Raw genomic sequence first — 17,958 nt, 5'->3', positions numbered from 1 at the left:
CTGATCAGCCCTTCGAGAACATGCCGAGCATGCGGCGGGTCACGGCGAATCCGCCGAAGATGTTGATGCTCGCCAGCAGGATCGCGGCGAACGACAGCACGGTGACGGCGGTGTCCCCCTGCCCGATCTGCAGCAGCGCGCCGACCACGACGATCCCGGAGATGGCGTTGGTGACCGACATCAGCGGGGTGTGCAGGGCGTGGTGCACATTGCCGATGACATAGAAGCCGATGACGATCGCCAGGACGAACACCGTGAAGTGGCCGAGGAGTTCGCTCGGGGAGAAGGCCGTCACCAGGAACAGCGCGAGGGCCCCGGCGGCGACCAGGGCGTAGGAGGCCCACGCGGGGCGGGCGGGCTTCGCCGGTGCCTGGGCCGCGGGCGCCGCCGGTTCCTTCACGGCGGGGGCGGGCGCGGCGGACACCTGCACCGGGGGCGGCGGCCAGGTCTTCTCGCCGTCGCGGACCACGGTCATCGAACGCTGCACCACGTCGTCGAAGTCGAGGACGAGACGGCCGTCCTTGCCCGGCGTGAGCAGCTTCATCAGGTTGACGAGGTTGGTGCCGTACAGCTGCGAGGCCTGGGCGGGGAGCCGGCCGGGCAGGTCGGTGTAGCCGATGATCGTCACGTCGTTGTCGGTGACGACGGCCTTCCCGGCGACCGTGCCCTCGACGTTGCCGCCCTGGGCCGCGGCCATGTCGACGATGACGCTGCCGGGCTTCATGCGGGCGACGTCCCCGGCGGTGATCAGCCGCGGCGCCGGGCGGCCCGGGATGAGGGCGGTGGTGATGATGATGTCGACGTCGGCGGCCTGCTCGGCGTACAGCTGTGCGGCGAGCCGGTCGTAGTCCTCCGAGGTGGCCTTGGCGTAGCCGTCGGTGCTCACCTCCTGCTCGGTCGAGACGGTGAGGAACTCCCCGCCCAGCGAGCGGACCTGCTCGGCGACCTCGGGCCGGGGGTCGGTGGCGCGCACCACCGCGCCGAGGCTGCGGGCGGCGCCGATCGCCGCGAGGCCGGCCACTCCGGCACCGGCCACCAGGACCTTGGCGGGCGGCACCTTGCCGGCGGCGGTCACCTGGCCGGTGAAGAACCGGCCGAAGGCGTGCGCGGCCTCGACCACGGCCCGGTAGCCCGCGATGTTCGCCATGGAGCTGAGGACGTCCAGCGACTGGGCGCGGGAGATGCGCGGTACGGCGTCCATGGCGAGCACGGTGATCGGCCGCCGGGCCAGCTCCTCGACCAGTTCCGGCTGGAAGGCGGGGCTGATCAGCGCGATCAGCGTCGCCCCGTCGCGCAGCCGGGCGGTCTCCTCGCTCGAGGGGGCGTTGACCTTGAGCAGGATCTCCGCCTGCCAGGGGTCGCCGAGCCGGGCGCCCGCCTCCTCGTAGGCCGCGTCGGAGAAGCGGGACGAGGCTCCCGCTCCCGGTTCGACCACCACGTCGTACCCGAGCGCGACGAGTCTGCCCACGGTGGCCGGTGTGGCCGCCACCCTGGTCTCGCCCGCAGTCGATTCGGCCGGAATGCCGATCCTCTGCGGTTCAGCTTCCGCTGGAACCATCGTCTGCCTCTCCTCGTTTATGTGTCTGTCCTCCTTGGTGCCCGCATCCTGCACGGTCGACGCGGCATCCGTGGCGGACCGCGGTCACATGGCCGGGGAGGCCGTCCTCACACGACCGAGGGGTTGCCGGTTGGGCCGTCCGGCGGTATTGCCGTGACGGGAGAGGCGGCAGTTGCCCCGTGATGCGGCATGTTTCCGGCGGGCGCAGACTGAGCGTGTGAGCAACGTGCCCCCGGGGCGCGGGACCGCGTCCCCCTCCCGAACCGCGCCACAGCAGACGCTGGCACTGGCGGCGATGATGTTCGCCGTCGCCATGACCTTCATCGACCAGACCATCGTGTCGATCGCCGCTCCGGACATCGTGCGCGAACTGGGTCTGTCGTCGTCCGGGATGCAGTGGGTGGTCAACGCCTACCTGCTGGCCCTCGCGGCGTTCTTCGCGCTCGGCGGGCGGCTCGCGGACCTGTACGGGCCACGCCGGGTCGTCGTCATCGGCACGCTGGTGTTCGTCGTCTCGTCGGTGCTGTGCGGCTGCGTCCCCGAGGGCGACGCCGCGCAGGCCTGGCTGATCGTCTTCCGGGCGACCCAGGGACTGGGGGCCGCTCTGCTGTTCCCCGCCGCCCTGGCGGTGGTGGTGGCGGTGTTCCCGGTCGAGCGGCGCGGCCGGGCCCTGGCCCTGTTCTTCGGTGTCACCGGTGCGCTGACCGCCATCGGCCCGCTCCTGGGCGGCTGGCTGACCGGCTGGACCTGGCGGGCGGTGTTCTGGGTCAACGTCCCGGTGGCGATCGTGGCGCTGGTGCTGACGGCCCTGGCGCACGTCCCCGACCGGCGGCGGTCCGGCACGCTGGACGTTCCGGGTGCCGTCCTCATCGCCATCGGCATGGGGCTGAGCGTCCTCGGCTTCCAGCAGGCGTTCTCCTGGGGCTGGGACAGCTGGGCGACCTGGGTGTGCATCGCGGGCGGCCTGGCGGTGCTGGCCGGGTTCGTCCGCTACGAACGCGGGGTGGAGCACCCGCTGATCGACCTGCGGGTCTTCCGCGACAAGGCGTTCAGCGTGGACGCGCTGGTGCTGTTCTTCGCGATGCTCGCGTTCGTCCCGCTGTTCTTCTTCGCCTCCGTCTACGCGCAGGTGTCGCTGAGCGCCTCGCCGAACCAGGCGGCGCTGTTCCTGCTGTACTTCTTCGTGGGCTTCGCGATCGCCTCCCAGTGGGGCGGCCGGATCCTCGACACACGCGGCGCCCGCCCGGCGCTGAAACTGGGCGCGGTGGTCGGCGCCGTCGGGTTCGCTCTCTGGGCGGGCGAGCTCACCGACCTGAGCATGCACGACCAGTGGCTCTACGCGGCGCTCGCGGGGGCCGGGATCGGCTTCATCCTGGCGCCGGCGTCGACGGACGCCGTGAACCGGGCCATCGGCACCTCCTACGGCGAGGTCACCGGCATCACCCAGACGGTGCGCAACTTCGCGGCCAGCGTGGGCATGGCGATCTACGGCACGATCCTGACGCACGTCACGACCGACAAGGTGACGAGCACGCTGGAGTCCCGGGGCGTGCCGGCCGGGACGGCGCGGAGCGTGGCGCGTGACGTCACCGAGTCGGTCACGGGCAACGGCGACGCCCGGCCGCCCACCGGCACCGGCACCGCCGCCGAGGCGACCCGGGACGCGATGTCCGCGATCCGCGTGGACTTCGCGGAGGCCAACCAGTGGGTGTTCTACGGCATGGCCGTCGCCCTGGGCATCGCCTTCCTGTGCGCCCTGCGCCACCCGGGCGGCAAGGTGGACGCGCGGGCCCCCGCCGAGGAGCCGGTCGCGGGCCGCCTCTGACCGCCGCCCGGGGACGGCCGCCTCAGGCGGAGAACAACTCGTCGGTACGTTGCTGGATCTGATCGGGCGTCAGGTCCTCGATCTGATGGGAGATCATCCACTGGTGCCCGAACGGGTCGGCCAGGCGTCCGCCGCGCTGCCCGTAGTGCTGGTCGGCCACGGGGTGCACGACGCTCGCGCCGGCGCGCAGCATGGCGTCGGCGACGGCATCGGCGTCGGACACGTCGAGGGCCATGATCACCGGGGTGCCGCCGAGATCGGTCGGCGCCGGGTCGCCGTCGGCGGCGTCCTTGACGGCGATCACCGCGTCGCCGAGCCGCAGCAGGGCGTGCACGATCCGGCCCCCGGGGCCGGTGTACCGCTCGACCTCCTCGGCGCCGAGCGCGGTGCGGTAGAAGTCGACGGCCCCGGACCCGTCGGAGACCACGAGCCGGGGGTAGAGCCGGGTGAGGGCGGGCTTGCCGCTTGCGTTCGTCATGCCGCCACGATGGCCGGTGCACCGGGGCGGTGGATTGTAGAAAACGACCAGTCCCGGCGCGCCTCACCCGGGGAGCGGTACGTGGTTGGCCTCCCGCGGCGAGCGGGGCGCGTACGCGGTCGGGGTGATCCCGGTGAACGCCCGGAACTCGTGGATGAGATGCGCCTGGTCGTGATAGCCGCAGTCCGCGGCGAGGGCCGCCCAGTCCGGCGGCCCGTGCCCGGAGTTCACACGGCCCAGCAGGCGCTGGAAACGGCGGATCCGCGCGTACCGCTTGGGTGTCAGGCCCAGGTGTCCGGTGCAGTGGCGGGTCAGCCGTCCGGCGGTCCAGCCGAGCCGGTCGGCGACCTCGCCCACGGGGGTGCCGCGGTCGAGCAGGGCCGCGGCGCGCAGGACGGCCGGGTCGGGCTCCGGGGCGCGTACGGCCCGGCCCAGCAGGACGGTCTCCAGCACGCCCAGCCCGGCCCGCGGGCCGCCGCCGGCCACGGCCTCCAGCAGCCGCTCGCGCAGCACCGCACCGTCCGTGCCCCACAGTTCGTCCAGGCCGACGAGTTCGTCGCGGACGTCGCAGACCGGCGCGGTGAGGAAGGGCCGGGCGCCCGCGGGCCGGAACGCCACCCACAGCACCGCCCGTTGCTGCGCCGGGTCGATCACGGCCGGCTGTGAGGACGGCCCGTGCAGGGCCGCGCCGCCGGTGCGCCGGTCCGCGCCCCGCGACGGCGAGGAGGACAGGGTGTCCCCGTCGAGGTTCACCAGCAACTGCGCCCCGCCGGTCGGCAGGGCCAGCTCCGCGGAGTGCGCGAACCGCCCCTGTGCGTAGCCCATCGCGCCGATCAGCGCGACGAGCGCGGGCGCCGAGGGGCGGACCGTGAGCGAGACGGGCGGCTCCCCCGCCGTACGGGCCATGCGTCCAGCCTACGGCCCCTTCGGGCAGGACCCTTCGTCCGAACCGTTGACGGGGGTAAGGGCCCCCCTTATCTTCTGACGCACCTCCTGGTCGAATTGACGAACCGCGTTCGATATCACGGACAAGCCCCTTGTCCTCGCTCCCCTATCCCCGGAGAACCTCCTTGAGACGCACCGCCGTACGGCTGCTCCTGGCCGTCCTCGTCGCCCTCACGACCTGCCTCGCCGGCGCGCCCGCCCAGGCCGCCGTGCCCGACTCCCCCGGCGTCACGTACACCAACCCGATCGCGGAGAAGCGGGCCGATCCGCACATTGTCAAACACACCGACGGCTACTACTACTTCACCGCGACCGTCCCCGAGTACGACCGCATCGTGCTGCGCCGCGCGACCACCCTCCAGGGCCTGAGGACCGCGCCCGAGACCACCATCTGGACCAAGCACGCCAGCGGCGTGATGGGCGCCCACATCTGGGCACCGGAGATCCACTTCATCGACGGCAAGTGGTACGTGTACTTCGCGGCCGGCGCCACCAACGACGTCTGGGCGATCCGGATGTACGTCCTGGAGGGCACCGGCGCCAACCCGCTCACCGCCTCCTGGACGGAGAAGGGCCAGATCAAGACCCAGTGGGAGAGCTTCTCCCTGGACGCCACGACCTTCGTCGTGAACGGCGTGCGCTACCTGGCCTGGGCGCAGCGCGACCCGTCCGTGAACAACAACACCGACATCTACCTCGCGAAGATGGCCAACCCCTGGACGATCACCGGCACTCCGGTGATGCTGTCGCGGCCCACCTACTCCTGGGAGACCGTCGGGTACAAGGTCAACGAGGGTCCGGCCGTGATCCAGCACGGCGGCAAGGTCTTCATGACGTACTCCGCGAGCGCCACCGACTCCAACTACTGCCTGGGCATGCTCACCGCCTCCGCGGGCGCCGACCTGCTCAGGCAGGCCTCCTGGAGCAAGAGCGCGACCCCGGTGTTCACCAGCAACGCCACGACCGGCCAGTACGGCCCGGGCCACAACTCGTTCACCGTCTCCGAGGACGGCAAGAGCGACATCCTCGTCTACCACGACCGCAGCTACAAGGACATCAGCGGCGACCCGCTCAACGACCCCAACCGCCGCACCCGCGTGCAGAAGGTCTACTGGAACGCCGACGGCACCCCGAACTTCGGCATCCCGGTGGCCGACGGGGTCACCCCGCAGCGCTTCTCCTCGTACAACGTCCCGGACCGGTTCGTCCGCCACTACGACTACCGGGCGAGGATCGAGGCGAACGTCACCAAGCTCGCCGACTCGCAGTTCCGCGTCGTGGCGGGCCTCGCCGGCAGCGGCACCGTCTCGCTGGAGTCGGCCAACTTCCCGGGCTTCTACCTGCGGCACAAGAACTTCGAGGTGTGGCTGGAGAAGAACGACGGAAGCGCGCAGTTCGCGTCCGACGCCACGTTCCACCAGCGCGCCGGACTGGCGGACGCCGCGGGCGTCTCGTACGAGTCCTACAACTACCCCGGGCGCTATGTCCGCCACTGGGAGTACCTGCTGAACGTGCAGGCGGTGAGCACGGCGACCGACCGGGCGGACGCCACCTTCTACACCCAGTGACGACAAGGCCGATGCCTGTAATGCCCTGAATGTCCGACCCGTGGGCGGGCACTCGGGGCAGGTGCACACACCACAGGGCAAGCGACCGCGCAGGGTGCTGCTCACCGGGTGGTTCAGCTTCCGGGACAGGGAGGCGACCGCCGGGGACGTGCTGGCCCTGCGCCGGGTGGAGGACGTACTGATGGGGACGGGCATCCCCTACGACGTCGCCTGGAGTCCACGTTTCCGTCCCGAGGCGCTGCATCTGGACCGGCTGTGGCCCGAGGACTACAGCCACCTGGTGTTCGTGTGCGGCCCGCTGCACGGGCCGCAGGTCGAGGAGCTGCACCGGCGGTTCGCGCACTGTGTGCGGATCGCCGTCGGCACCTCGGTGATCGACCCCGGCAGCGCCGCCGTCACGGGCTTCCACCGGGTCCTGCCCCGGGACGGGCCCGACAGCGAGCCGGTGGAGGACCTGGCGGCCCGCGCCCCGGACGTGCCGGCGCGGCCCGTGGTCGGGGTGATCCTGGCGCACGGGCAGCACGAGTACGGACAGCTGAGGCGGCACGGGCAGGTCGCCGAGGAGGTGACGCGCTGGCTCGCCGCGAAGGACTGCGGCCGGCTGGAGCTGGAGACCCGGCTCGACACCCACGACTGGCATCTGAGCGCGACGCCCGCGCAGTTGCAGTCCGTGCTGGCCCGGCTGGACCTCGTCGTCACCGACCGGCTGCACGGGCTGGTGATCGCGCTGCGGGTCGGTACGCCGGTGCTGGCCGTCGACCCGGTCGCGGGCGGCGCCAAGCTGACCGCGCAGGCCCGTGCCTGCGGCTGGCCCGCGCTGGTGCCCGCCGAGCGGCTGGACGTGCGGCAACTGGACCGCTGGTGGGACTGGTGCCTGACCGGCGGCCGGGTGACCGCCCGGCAGATCCGGGACGGGTTCCGCGAGGGCACCGTGCCGGACAGCGCGGACCGGCTCGTCGAGGCGCTGGCACGGTCGGGACCCGGTTAGCGCTGGGCCACCGCGGGGCATCCGCTTGTACGTCCCCCGCTGTACTTCCCCTGCCGCACGTCCCCCCGGGAGGAGAGACGGTCCGGCCGCCCGGAAGGAGTGAAGCGTGTCCATCGGCCGACTTCCCGAGAACGAGCAGCGCATCCTGGACGAGATGGAACGGGCCCTGCGCCGCGACCGTCGCCTCGCCCGCAGGCTGCGCGCCCACCGAGTGAGCCGCCGCCCCGACCCCGCCCGCGTCCTGGCCCGTCTGGGCTCCTACCGTCCCCGTGGCTGGACCGTGGCGGTCCTGCTGGCGGTGTCGGTCGCCCTGATGGTGGCCGGGATCGTCACGTCCGAGCCGGGTGTGATCTGGGCGTTCGCCGCGCTGTGGCCCGTGACGCTGTTCGCCGCGTTCCGGCTGATGTGCCGGTGGTGCGGGAGCTGACCGGGGTTCCGTCCGCTAGGGCCGCCCGGCGCCGGGCAGTTCGTCCACGGCGTCCAGGACGTCCCCGACGGTGATCCGCAGCAGTGCGGGATCGGGCCGGCGGCCGTGCGGGTCGCCCTGCGGGCCGTACCACAGGGCGCGGTGCCGCGGGTCGGGCGGCGGGCCCCAGCGACTGGGCGCGACCGGCCCGAACAGGGTGACGGAGCACGCGGCGTGGGCGACCGCGAGGTGGGCGATGCCCGTGTCGCCGCTGATCACGACGCGGGCACCGGCGACGAGGGCGGACAGCCGGTCGAAGGGCAGTCCGCCGCCGAACACGTCGGTGTCGGGCAGGCCGGCCTGCTTGGCGAGCCGGGCCACCAGGTCTCCCTCGGCCGCGCCGCCGGTCACCACCACGCGCAGGCCCCGGTCGCGCAGTCCCGCCGCGACGGCCGCGTACCGCTCGACGGGCCAGCAGCGCGCGGGCGATCCGGCGCCGGGGTGCAGCACGGCCGCGCCGGGCGCCGGGGACGCGGCCCGCGGGCGGGGCAGCAGCAGATCGGCCGGGTCGGCCTCGATGCCGTAGGCCCGCAGCAGCCGGCACCAGCGGTCGCGCTCGTGTTCCCGCGCGTACCAGGGCGGGCCTTCGATGCCGGGCAGGTCCGGGTGGGCGAAGGCGAGCAGTCTGCCGGGGCGCAGGGCCAGGAGCAGCAGGTGACTGGGCGGGCCGTTGCCGTGCAGGTCGACGGCGATGTCCGGGGGCGGGCCGGTCCAGTCGAGGGTGCGCGGGACGGCCCGGCCCGGTGCGGAGGCGGGCAGCAGCCGGTCCACGGCCCCGGTCGCCGCCGCGACCGGCGCGAGTTCCGCGGGTGCGGCGAGGACGAGCTCGTGCTCCGGGTAGGCACGCCGCAGGGCGCGCAGCGCGGGCACACCGGCGAGGAGGTCGCCGAGCCCGAGGGCGCGCAGGACGAGCAGACGGGGGCGGGCGCTCTGCGCTGTCCGTTCCGGGGTCATGCCAGCAGCCTGCCGTGCCCGCACCGGGTACGCCGCCGCAGACCACCCAACCGGTGCCCACGGGCACACCCGCACGTCCGGTCAGCACCGGCGGCCGACCGGTGCGCCCGAGGCCCTCACGGCACCGGCACCCGCCGGTGAGGGACTCTCCCGGTGTTCCCGGCCGGTTCCTGCCCGCCCGTCCCGGCCCGCCTCGGCCGGTCAGGCCGGCACCACACCGGCCCGGCGACCGCCCGATTACGCCCGGGACACTCACCGGCACCCGCTCGTGAGCCGCCGTCGGCGCGGGCGTTCAGCACACCCTGGGCGGGCCCACCGGCAACGGCCACCCGGCCCGTCAAGCCCGGCGACCGCCCGAAGCGCCCGGGACACTCACCGGCGCCGTCGGCGCGGGCGTTCAGCACACCCTGGGCGGGCCCACCGGCAACGGCCACCCGGCCCGTCAAGCCCGGTGACCGCCTGATGCGCCCGAGCCCCTCACCGGCACCCGCCGGGCCCCCGGCCGGTCGTGAAGGCCTCCTGGATGGGGCGTTCGTCGGCGAGGACGCGGCCCTTGGGCGGGCCGTCCAGTACCGCGCGGACGGCGGTGAGCAGGTCCGGGGCGACGTGGTCGGCCCGCGTGGCCTCCTCGGGGCGGGTGCGGCCGTTCGGGACCAGGATGGCGTGGGCGCCCGCCCGGCGCGCGGCCTCGACGTCGGCGGCCCCGGAGCCGATGACGACGAGCTCGGCGGGCCCGGTGCAGACGCGTCCGCCCGCCCACAGCAGCATGCCGGGCTGCGGCCTGCGGCAGTGGCAGCCCTCGCCGGGGCCGTGCGAGCAGACGGCGAAGACGTCGAAGGGACCGAGGAGTTCGTCCAGGCGGTGGTTGACACGGCGCACGTCGGCGTCCGTGAGCGACCCGTCCGCGACACCGGGCTGGTCGGTCATCACGCCGGTGCGGATGCCGCGCTCGCGCAGCAGGGCGAGTGCCTCGCGGGCACCCTCGACCGGGCGTACGCGGTCGGGGTCGGCGTTGTGGGGGACGTCCTCGACGAGCGTGCCGTCGCGGTCGAACAGCACGGCCTTGACCGGACTCACGGGGTGGCCTCCTCCTGCCGGGCGGGGGTGGGTCGGTGGCGCCGGGCACCTGCCGGCCGGTGCCGGGTCGCGGTGGGACTGCCGTGCTCGCGAGTGCCGCGCGAGGGCGCGCTCAAACACCGCGTCAGGCCCGTCGGGGAACGCCGGAGAGACTATACAGTGCGTGTATACGCGCGATGTATAGTCCCGGCATGCCTTCTCCGAGCAAGAAGATGAAGAAAACGGGGACCGCGTTCCGAACGGCCGGAGCGCTCGCGGCGACCGCCGCCCTCACCCTCGCCCTGACCGGCTGCGCGGGGACCGACCCCACCGCCCCCAGCGCCGTCCGGGCCCGGCCGGCCGCCGACCTGCGGACGGCCGGTTTCGGCACCGCCGACTGCCGCGAAGTCAGGTGCATCGCCCTCACCTTCGACGCCGGGCCGAGCGAGCACTCCGCACGGCTGCTGGACATCCTCAAGGAGAAGAAGGTTCCGGCGACCTTCTTCCTCCTCGGCAAACGGCACATCGTGAAGTACCCGGAGCTGGTGCGGCGCATGGCCGACGAGGGGCACGAGGTGGCCAGCCACACCTGGGACCACAAGATCCTGACCAGCCTGAGACCTGAGGAGATACGCGAGGAGCTGGAACGCCCCAACGAGGAGATAGAACGCCTCACCGGCCGGCGCCCCACCCTGATGCGTCCGCCGCAGGGCCGCACCGACGACACCGTGCACGCCATCTGCCGCGAACTGGGCCTGTCCGAGGTGCTGTGGAGCGTGACGGCGAAGGATTACCAGACGACCGATTCCGACCTGATCACCCGCCGCGTCCTCAAGCAGTCCTCCCGGGACGGGATCATCCTCCTCCACGACCTGTACGACGGCACGGTGCCGGCCGTGCCGGGCATCATCGACGCGCTGAAGGAGCGCGGGTACGTCTTCGTGACGGTGCCCCAGTTGCTGGCACCGGGGAAGGCGGAGCCGGGCGAGGTGTACCGCTGACGCTCCGCGGGTTCCCTACGATCGGGACGTGGCGAACATCCAGCTCGAACGCACGGCCCCGCTCCCCCTCGACGAGGCGTGGCGGCGGATCACGCGGTGGCCCCGGCACGGTGAGGCGGTGCCGCTGACCGTGGTCCGGGTGGAGCCGCCGGGGCCGACCCGCGAGGGCACCCTGGTCGTGGCCCGTTCGGGCGCCGGGCCGCTGGTCTTCGACGATCCGATGGAGGTCACGGTGTGGCAGCCGCCCGAGGGCGGGGCCGCGGGAGTGTGCCGGCTGGAGAAGCGGGGCCGTGTGGTGCTCGGGTGGGCCGAGTTGGAGGTGCGGCCGGGGCCGGGGGGCCGCGCGCGGGTGATCTGGCGGGAGGAGATCCGGGTCAGGTTCCTGCCGTCGCTCTTCGACGGTGTGGTGCGGCGCTCCTCGCGGTACGTGTTCGGGCGGGCCCTCAACCGCCTGCTCCGACAGCCCTGACGGTTCAGGCGACCGACCCGATCCGCCCGGCCGTCCTCGATCGCGGCTCGTGGTGGATCGGCGTGTGCGCCCCGGTCAGGAAGACACCGCTGCCGCCACGCCGGCGGGCGACGATCTCCGCCGCGATCGACAGGGCCGTCTCCTCGGGCGTACGGGCTCCGAGGTCCAGGCCGATCGGCGAGTGCAGCCTGCTCAACTCCCTCTCGCTGACGCCGACGTCCCGCAGGCGGGCGTTGCGGTCCAGGTGGGTGCGCCGGGAGCCCATGGCACCGACGTACGCCACCGGCAGCCGCAGTGCCAGCTTCAGCAGGGGCACATCGAACTTGGCGTCGTGGGTGAGCACGCACAGGACCGTGCGGGCGTCGACGTCCGTGCGCTCCAGGTAGCGGTGGGGCCAGTCGACGACGATCTCGTCGGCGTCCGGGAAGCGGGTCCGGGTCGCGAAGACGGGGCGCGCGTCGCACACGGTGACGTGGTAGCCGAGGAACCTGCCCATGCGGACCAGGGCGGAGGCGAAGTCGATCGCCCCGAACACGATCATGCGGGGCGCGGGGACCGACGACTCGACCAGGACCGTGAGGGGCGCTCCGCAGCGGGAGCCCTGTGCGCCGATCTCCAGGGTGCCGGTGCGGCCGGCGTCGAGGAAGGCGCCGGCCTCGGCGGCGACGGTGCGGTCCAGTTCCGGATGGGCGCCGAAACCGCCGTCGTACGAACCGTCGGGGCGGACCAGCAGGGCGCGGCCCGTCAGTTCGGGCGGGCCCGACACGATCCGCGCCACCGCCGCCGCCTCCCCTCGGGCGGCGGCGGTGAGCGCGGACGCGACCACCGGGCGGACCGGATCGGCGGCCCGCAGCGGGGTGACCAGGATGTCGATGACGCCGCCGCAGGTCAGGCCCACGGCGAAGGCGTCGTCGTCGCTGTATCCGAAGCGCTCCAGCACGGTTTCGCCGTCCCGCAGCGCCTGCTCGCACAGCTCGTAGACCGCTCCCTCCACGCAGCCGCCGGAGACCGAGCCGATGGCCGTGCCCTCGGTGTCCACCGCGAGCGCGGCGCCGGGCTGCCGGGGCGCGCTGCCGCCGACGGCCACCACGGTGGCCACGGCGAAGTCACGGCCCTGCTCGACCCACCGGTTCAGCTCCTCGGCGATGTCCAGCATCTGTCTCGGTCTCCTCGGGGTTGCGGCGGGCGGGGCGTCAGTGGACGCCCAGCCAGCTCTCGATCGGGTTGAGGGCGAAGTACACGAGGAACACCGCCGTGAGGATCCACATGAAGGCGCCGATCTCGCGCACCTTGCCCTGGGCGGTCTTGATGGCGACGTAGGAGATGACGCCCGCCGCGACACCGGTGGTGATGGTGTAGGTGAACGGCATCAGCACGACCGTGAGGAACACCGGGACGGCGGTGGCCCGGTCGGCCCAGTCCACGTGCCGGGCGTTCATCAGCATCATGGCGCCGATGACGACGAGGGCGGCGGAGGCGACCTCCTGCGGCACGATCGCCGTGAGCGGGGTGAAGAACAGGCAGGCGGCGAAGAACAGGCCCGTCACCACGGAGGCCAGGCCGGTGCGGGCGCCCTCGCCGACGCCCGTGGCCGACTCGATGAACACCGTCTGGCCCGAGCCGCCGGACACGCCTCCGATCGCGCCGCCGGCCCCGTCGATGAACAGCGCCTTGGACAGGCCCGGCATGCGCCCCTTGTCATCGGCGAGCTCGGCCTCGGTGCCGACGCCGATGATGGTGGCCATCGCGTCGAAGAACCCGGCGAGCACCAGCGTGAAGACGATCATGCCGACCGTCATCGCGCCGACCTCGCCCCAGCCGCCGAACTCCACGTCCCCGAAGAGCGAGAAGTCGGGCATGGAGACGGCGCTGCCGTGCAGTTCGGGTGCGCCGCCCGCCCACTGCCTGGGGGCGATGACACCGGCGGCGTTCAGGATCGCCGCGACGACCGTGCCGCTGACGATGCCGATGAGGATGGCGCCCGGCACGTTCCGGGCCTGGAGCATGAAGATCAGCAGCAGGGTGCCTGCGAACAGCAGGACGGGCCAGCCGGCCAGTTCGCCCGCCGGCCCGAGCGCGAGGGGCGTGGCCTTGCCCTGGTGCACGAAGCCGGACTTGTAGAAGCCGATGAGGGCGATGAACAGCCCGATGCCCATGGTGATGCCGTGCTTGAGCGCGAGCGGGATCGCGTTCATGATCATCTCGCGCAGGCCGGTGACGACCAGCAGCATGATGACCACGCCGTACATCACGCACATGCCCATCGCCTGCGGCCAGGTCATCTCGGGCGCGACCTGGGAGGCGAGGACCCCGGAGACGGACAGTCCCGCGGCGAGGGCGAGCGGCACCTTGCCGACGAAGCCCATCAGCAGGGTGGTGAAGGCCGCCGCGAACGCGGTCGCGGTGATCAGGGCCGGCTGGGCGAGCGTGGCCCCGGCCGCGTCCTTGCCGGACAGGATCAGGGGGTTGAGCAGGAGGATGTACGCCATCGCCATGAAGGTCGTGATGCCGCCGCGCACTTCACGGGCGACCGTGGACCCTCTGTGGGATATGTGGAAGTACCGGTCGAGCCAGGACCGTCCGGCCGGGACGCGGGTGCCTCCACCCGCGTCTTCGGCTGTGGCCCTCGGCTCCAGTGATTGCTGGGTCATGGGTGCCGTCTCCCAAGTTTCAAAGGGGGTTGGGATGTTCACGACCCGGGGGACGGCCCGAGACGAACAGGGGCCTGGGGGGCTGGTGCCCCCCAGGGCAACGTGACTGCTCAGCCCTCGGAGAGCTGGGTGCCCGTCAGGTGCTCGGGCCTCACCGGGGTCCGGTTCAGCTCGAGCCCGGTCGCGTTCCGGATGGCCGCGAGCACGGCCGGGGTCGACGACAGGGTGGGTGCCTCGCCGATGCCGCGCAGCCCGTACGGGGCGTGCTCGTCGGCGAGTTCGAGGACGTCGACCGGGATGGTCGGCGTGTCGAGGATGGTCGGGATCAGGTAGTCGGTGAAGGAGGGGTTCTTGACCTTCGCCGTCTTCGGGTCGACGACGATCTCCTCCATCACCGCCACGCCCAGGCCCTGTGTGGTGCCGCCCTGGATCTGGCCGAGCACCGACAGCGGGTTGAGCGCCTTGCCGACGTCCTGGGCGCAGGCCAGCTCGACGACCTTGACCAGGCCGAGCTCGGTGTCGACCTCGACGACGGCCCGGTGGGCGGCGAAGGAGTACTGCACGTGCCCGTTGCCCTGACCGGTGCGCAGGTCGAAGGGCTCGGTGGGCCGGTGCCGCCACTCCGCCTCGACCTCGACGGCCTCGTCCTCCAGGACGTCGACCAGGTCGCCGAGGACCTCACCGCCGTCGGTGACGACCTTGCCGCCCTCCAGGAGCAGCTCGGCCGTCGCCCAGGCCGGGTGGTAGGAGCCGAACTTGCGGCGCCCGATCTGAAGGACCTTCTCGCGGACCAGCTCGCAGGAGTTCTTCACCGCGCCGCCGGTGACGTACGTCTGCCGCGAGGCCGACGTCGAACCGGCGCTGCCCACCTGGGTGTCGGCCGGGTGGATGGTGACCTGGGTGACGCCCAGCTCGGTGCGGGCGATCTGCGCGTGGACGGTGACGCCGCCCTGGCCGACCTCCGCCATGGCGGTGTGCACGGTGACCACGGGCTCGCCGGCGACGACCTCCAGGCGCACCCTGGCGGTGGAGTAGTCGTCGAACCCCTCGGAGAAGCCCACGTTCTTGATGCCGACCGCGTAGCCCACCCCGCGGACGACGCCCTCGCCGTGCGTGGTGTTGGACAGGCCGCCCGGCAGCTGCCGTACGTCGGCGCCCTCGCTGGACTCCCACTGGCGCTCCGGCGGCATCGGCATCGCCTTGACGCGGCGCAGCAGTTCGGCGACGGGGGCCGGGGAGTCGACGGGCTGCCCGGTCGGCAGCAGCGTGCCCTGCTCCATGGCGTTGAGCCGGCGGAACTCCACCGGGTCCATGCCGAGCTTCGCGGCGAGCTTGTCCATCTGCGCCTCGTAGGCGAAGCACGCCTGGACCGCGCCGAAGCCGCGCATCGCGCCGCAGGGCGGGTTGTTGGTGTAGAGGGCGATGGCCTCGATGTCCACGTCCTCGACCACATAGGGGCCGACGGACAGGGAGGAGGCGTTGCCGACGACGGCCGGGGAGGCGGAGGCGTAGGCGCCGCCGTCCAGGACGATCCGGCACTTCATGTGGGTGAGCTTGCCGTCCTTGGTGGCCCCGTGCTCGTAGGACAGCTTGGCGGGGTGGCGGTGGACGTGCCCGAAGAAGGACTCGAAACGGTTGTAGACGATCTTGACGGGCTTGCCGGTGCGCAGGGCCAGCAGGCAGGCGTGGATCTGCATCGACAGGTCCTCGCGGCCGCCGAACGCGCCGCCGACGCCGGAGAGCGTCATCCGCACCTTGTCCTCGGGCAGGCCGAGCACGGGCGCGATCTGGCGCAGGTCGCTGTGCAGCCACTGGGTGGCGATGTAGAGGTGGACGCCGCCGTCCTCCTCCGGCACGGCGAGGCCGGACTCGGGGCCGAGGAAGGCCTGGTCCTGCATGCCGAAGGTGTACTCGCCCGTGACGATCACGTCGGCCCGCTCGCGAGCGGCCGCCACGTCACCGCGGACGATCGGCTGGCGGTGCACGATGTTGGGGTGCGGGACGTGACCGGCGTGGTGGTCGTCGCGGTTCTCGTGGACGAGGAGCGCGTCCGGGGCGGTCGCGGAGGCCTCGTCGGTGATGACGGGCAGCTCGCGGTAGTCGACCTTGATCTTCGCGGCGGCCCGGCGCGCGGTCTCCGGGTGGTCGGCGGCGACCAGGGCGACGGGCTCGCCGTGGTGGCGGACCTTGCCGTGGGCGAGGACCGGGGTGTCCTGGATCTCCAGCCCGTAGTTCTTCACGTCGGTGGGCAGGTCGTCGTAGGTCAGGACGGCGTAGACGCCCGGCGTGGCCAGCGCCTCGCTCGTGTCGATCGAGACGATCTCGGCGTGCGCGACGGTGGAGCGCAGGATCTGCCCCCACAGCATGTCCTCGTGCCACATGTCGGACGAGTACGCGAACTCGCCGGTGACCTTGAGGGTGCCGTCGGGGCGCAGGGTGGACTCGCCGATGCCGCCCTTGGTCCGGGAGCCCTGGGTGATCTTCGTGGGGGTTCCGCTGGGGGACACCATGATCAGACCGCCTCCGACTGCCGGGCGGCCGCGAGGCGGACCGCGTCCATGATCTTCTCGTAGCCGGTGCAGCGGCACAGGTTGCCCGACAGCGCCTCGCGGATGTCCGCGTCGGTCGGGTTGGGGTTGCGCTCCAGCATCTCGTCGGCGGCGACCAGCAGCCCGGGGGTGCAGAAGCCGCACTGGACGGCGCCGGCGTCGATGAACGCCTGCTGGATCGGGGACAGGTCGCCGCCCTCGCCGGTGTGCGAGTCGGCGCTCCTGGCCTGCCATCCCTGGGCGTCCTGCAACGACGTACCCCAGGCGCCGGACGCGCAGCCGCCCTCGGCACGCTGCTTGGCGAAGTCGGCGAGCCCCTCGACGGTGACGACCTCGCGGCCCTCCACCTGCCCGGCGGCGACCAGGCACGAGCACACCGGCACGCCGTCCAGACGGACCGTGCACGAGCCGCACTCGCCCTGCTCGCAGGCGTTCTTCGAACCCGGCAGGCCGAGCCGTTCCCTCAGCACGTACAGCAGGGACTCGCCCTCCCACACGTCGTCGGCTTCCTGCGGACGGCCGTTGACCGTGAAGTTGACGCGCATCACGCAGCTCCCTCGGTGGCGCGGCGGGCGCCGCGGTAGGACTCCCAGGTCCAGGTCAGTGTGCGGCGGGCCATGACGCCGACCGCGTGGCGGCGGTAGCTCGCCGTGCCCCGGACGTCGTCGATCGGGTTGCAGGCGGCGGAGCACAGGTCCGCGAACTGCTTGGCGACCGACGGGGTGATGATCTGCCCGTTGTCCCAGAAGCCGCCCTCCTCCAGCGCGGCGTTCAGGAACTCCTCGGCGGTCTTGGCCCGAACGGGTGTCGGAGCGGCCGAACCGATGCCGGTGCGCACGGTCCGGGTCTCGGGGTGCAGGGCGAGCCCGAAGGCGCACACGGCGATGACCATGGCGTTGCGGGTCCCCACCTTGGAGAACTGCTGCGGCCCGTCGGCCTTGCGCACGTGCACGGCGCGGATCAGCTCGTCGGGCTCCAGCGCGTTGCGCTTCACACCCTTGTAGAACTCGTCGATCGGGATGAGGCGGCTGCCGCGCACCGACTCCACCTCCACCTCGGCGCCCGCGGCGAGCAGGGCGGGATGGGCGTCACCGGCCGGGGAGGCGGTGCCGAGGTTGCCTCCCACACCACCGCGGTTGCGGATCTGCGGGGAGGCGACCGTGTGCGAGGCGAGGGCGAGCCCCGGCAGCTCGGCGCGCAGGTTCTCCATGATCTTCGTGTAGGGCACGGAGGCGCCCAGCCGCACGCTCTCCTCGCCGACCTCCCACTCGGTCAGGTCGCCGATGCGGTTCAGGTCCAGGAGGTACTCGGGCCGGCGGTGGTCGAAGTTGATCTCGACCATCACGTCGGTGCCACCCGCAATCGGCACAGCCGAGGGGTGCTCCGCCTTCGCGGCGAGCGCCTCCTCCCAGCTGGCGGGGCGAAGGAAGTCCATGACCGGCTCTCTTCT

Annotated in this window: 16 protein-coding genes; 6 read left to right on the top strand and 10 right to left on the bottom strand. The window is 72.6% G+C overall.

What is annotated here, in order from left to right; genetic code table 11:
• Positions 1-4: 4 nt before the first annotated feature.
• Entirely contained in the window at positions 5-1,558 is a 1,554-nt protein-coding gene (locus tag AC0665_RS22665) for a Re/Si-specific NAD(P)(+) transhydrogenase subunit alpha (RefSeq protein WP_478705670.1), read from the bottom strand.
• A 295-nt stretch (positions 1,559-1,853) separates the two neighbouring features.
• Between AC0665_RS22665 and AC0665_RS22660 the strand changes: the two genes are divergently transcribed.
• Complete coding sequence (locus AC0665_RS22660; protein WP_478604595.1) at positions 1,854-3,383, top strand: MFS transporter; 1,530 nt, start codon at positions 1,854-1,856, stop codon at positions 3,381-3,383.
• A gap of 22 nt (positions 3,384-3,405) precedes the next feature.
• Here the strand turns inward: AC0665_RS22660 and AC0665_RS22655 are convergent, their stop codons facing one another.
• Together AC0665_RS22655 and AC0665_RS22650 are read right to left on the bottom strand one after the other, a co-directional pair.
• On the bottom strand, positions 3,406-3,861 hold the full coding sequence (locus AC0665_RS22655; protein ID WP_478705669.1) for a VOC family protein: 456 nt from the start codon (positions 3,859-3,861) through the stop codon (positions 3,406-3,408).
• A gap of 63 nt (positions 3,862-3,924) precedes the next feature.
• Positions 3,925-4,767 (bottom strand): helix-turn-helix domain-containing protein, encoded by an 843-nt coding sequence (locus AC0665_RS22650; RefSeq protein ID WP_478705668.1) that lies wholly within the window; start codon positions 4,765-4,767, stop codon positions 3,925-3,927.
• Between the two features lie 164 nt (positions 4,768-4,931).
• Here AC0665_RS22650 and AC0665_RS22645 point away from each other — a divergent pair, with 164 nt between their 5' ends.
• The 3 genes from AC0665_RS22645 to AC0665_RS22635 all read left to right on the top strand — a co-directional run bounded on the left by AC0665_RS22645 (position 4,932) and on the right by AC0665_RS22635 (position 7,789).
• Positions 4,932-6,374 (top strand): family 43 glycosylhydrolase, encoded by a 1,443-nt coding sequence (locus tag AC0665_RS22645; protein ID WP_478705667.1) that lies wholly within the window; start codon positions 4,932-4,934, stop codon positions 6,372-6,374.
• A 40-nt stretch (positions 6,375-6,414) separates the two neighbouring features.
• Positions 6,415-7,362, top strand: coding sequence for a polysaccharide pyruvyl transferase family protein (locus AC0665_RS22640; RefSeq protein ID WP_363119130.1), 948 nt, complete (start codon positions 6,415-6,417; stop codon positions 7,360-7,362).
• A gap of 106 nt (positions 7,363-7,468) precedes the next feature.
• Complete coding sequence (locus AC0665_RS22635) at positions 7,469-7,789, top strand: DUF3040 domain-containing protein (RefSeq protein WP_468631898.1); 321 nt, start codon at positions 7,469-7,471, stop codon at positions 7,787-7,789.
• A gap of 15 nt (positions 7,790-7,804) precedes the next feature.
• Here the strand turns inward: AC0665_RS22635 and AC0665_RS22630 are convergent, their stop codons facing one another.
• Entirely contained in the window at positions 7,805-8,782 is a 978-nt protein-coding gene (locus AC0665_RS22630) for a glycosyltransferase family 9 protein (RefSeq protein ID WP_478705666.1), read from the bottom strand.
• Positions 8,783-9,259: 477 nt separating this feature from the next.
• Positions 9,260-9,859 carry a D-glycero-alpha-D-manno-heptose-1,7-bisphosphate 7-phosphatase gene (locus tag AC0665_RS22625; protein WP_468403205.1) on the bottom strand — a complete coding sequence of 200 codons (600 nt, stop codon included), beginning with the start codon at positions 9,857-9,859 and terminating at the stop codon, positions 9,260-9,262.
• A 191-nt stretch (positions 9,860-10,050) separates the two neighbouring features.
• Here AC0665_RS22625 and AC0665_RS22620 point away from each other — a divergent pair, with 191 nt between their 5' ends.
• Together AC0665_RS22620 and AC0665_RS22615 are read left to right on the top strand one after the other, a co-directional pair.
• Positions 10,051-10,839, top strand: a complete 789-nt coding sequence (locus AC0665_RS22620) for a polysaccharide deacetylase family protein (RefSeq protein ID WP_478603846.1) — start codon at positions 10,051-10,053, stop codon at positions 10,837-10,839.
• A 28-nt stretch (positions 10,840-10,867) separates the two neighbouring features.
• Positions 10,868-11,308, top strand: a complete 441-nt coding sequence (locus tag AC0665_RS22615; RefSeq protein ID WP_468403201.1) for an SRPBCC family protein — start codon at positions 10,868-10,870, stop codon at positions 11,306-11,308.
• 4 nt (positions 11,309-11,312) lie between these two features.
• On the opposite strand, the gene AC0665_RS22610 is transcribed toward AC0665_RS22615, so the two are convergent.
• The 5 genes from AC0665_RS22610 to AC0665_RS22590 all read right to left on the bottom strand — a co-directional run bounded on the left by AC0665_RS22610 (position 11,313) and on the right by AC0665_RS22590 (position 17,943).
• Positions 11,313-12,464 carry an XdhC family protein gene (locus AC0665_RS22610; RefSeq protein ID WP_478705665.1) on the bottom strand — a complete coding sequence of 384 codons (1,152 nt, stop codon included), beginning with the start codon at positions 12,462-12,464 and terminating at the stop codon, positions 11,313-11,315.
• Between the two features lie 37 nt (positions 12,465-12,501).
• Positions 12,502-13,959: an NCS2 family permease gene (locus tag AC0665_RS22605; protein ID WP_478603852.1), complete on the bottom strand. Its 1,458-nt coding sequence runs from the start codon at positions 13,957-13,959 to the stop codon at positions 12,502-12,504.
• Between the two features lie 110 nt (positions 13,960-14,069).
• Entirely contained in the window at positions 14,070-16,469 is a 2,400-nt protein-coding gene (locus AC0665_RS22600) for a xanthine dehydrogenase family protein molybdopterin-binding subunit (protein ID WP_478705664.1), read from the bottom strand.
• Positions 16,470-16,471: 2 nt separating this feature from the next.
• Entirely contained in the window at positions 16,472-17,053 is a 582-nt protein-coding gene (locus AC0665_RS22595) for a (2Fe-2S)-binding protein (protein ID WP_478705663.1), read from the bottom strand.
• The gene (locus AC0665_RS22590) at positions 17,053-17,943 is read right to left on the bottom strand and encodes an FAD binding domain-containing protein (protein WP_468403191.1); all 891 of its coding nucleotides are present in this window, start codon (positions 17,941-17,943) and stop codon (positions 17,053-17,055) included. Before AC0665_RS22590 ends, AC0665_RS22595 begins: the two co-directional genes overlap by 1 nt.
• Positions 17,944-17,958: the final 15 nt, after the last annotated feature.

Source organism: Streptomyces sp. NPDC043685, from assembly GCF_056436585.1.
This window is presented reverse-complemented; position numbering and strand designations above follow the sequence as displayed.

Coding starts and splice junctions, on each gene's coding strand:
- AC0665_RS22665 (WP_478705670.1), bottom strand. CDS start 1,558: ATGGTTCCAGCGGAAGCTGAACCGCAGAGGATCGGCATTCCGGCCGAA.
- AC0665_RS22660 (WP_478604595.1), top strand. CDS start 1,854: ATGATGTTCGCCGTCGCCATGACCTTCATCGACCAGACCATCGTGTCG.
- AC0665_RS22655 (WP_478705669.1), bottom strand. CDS start 3,861: ATGACGAACGCAAGCGGCAAGCCCGCCCTCACCCGGCTCTACCCCCGG.
- AC0665_RS22650 (WP_478705668.1), bottom strand. CDS start 4,767: ATGGCCCGTACGGCGGGGGAGCCGCCCGTCTCGCTCACGGTCCGCCCC.
- AC0665_RS22630 (WP_478705666.1), bottom strand. CDS start 8,782: ATGACCCCGGAACGGACAGCGCAGAGCGCCCGCCCCCGTCTGCTCGTC.
- AC0665_RS22620 (WP_478603846.1), top strand. CDS start 10,051: ATGCCTTCTCCGAGCAAGAAGATGAAGAAAACGGGGACCGCGTTCCGA.
- AC0665_RS22610 (WP_478705665.1), bottom strand. CDS start 12,464: ATGCTGGACATCGCCGAGGAGCTGAACCGGTGGGTCGAGCAGGGCCGT.
- AC0665_RS22605 (WP_478603852.1), bottom strand. CDS start 13,959: ATGACCCAGCAATCACTGGAGCCGAGGGCCACAGCCGAAGACGCGGGT.
- AC0665_RS22600 (WP_478705664.1), bottom strand. CDS start 16,469: ATGGTGTCCCCCAGCGGAACCCCCACGAAGATCACCCAGGGCTCCCGG.
- AC0665_RS22595 (WP_478705663.1), bottom strand. CDS start 17,053: ATGCGCGTCAACTTCACGGTCAACGGCCGTCCGCAGGAAGCCGACGAC.
- AC0665_RS22590 (WP_468403191.1), bottom strand. CDS start 17,943: ATGGACTTCCTTCGCCCCGCCAGCTGGGAGGAGGCGCTCGCCGCGAAG.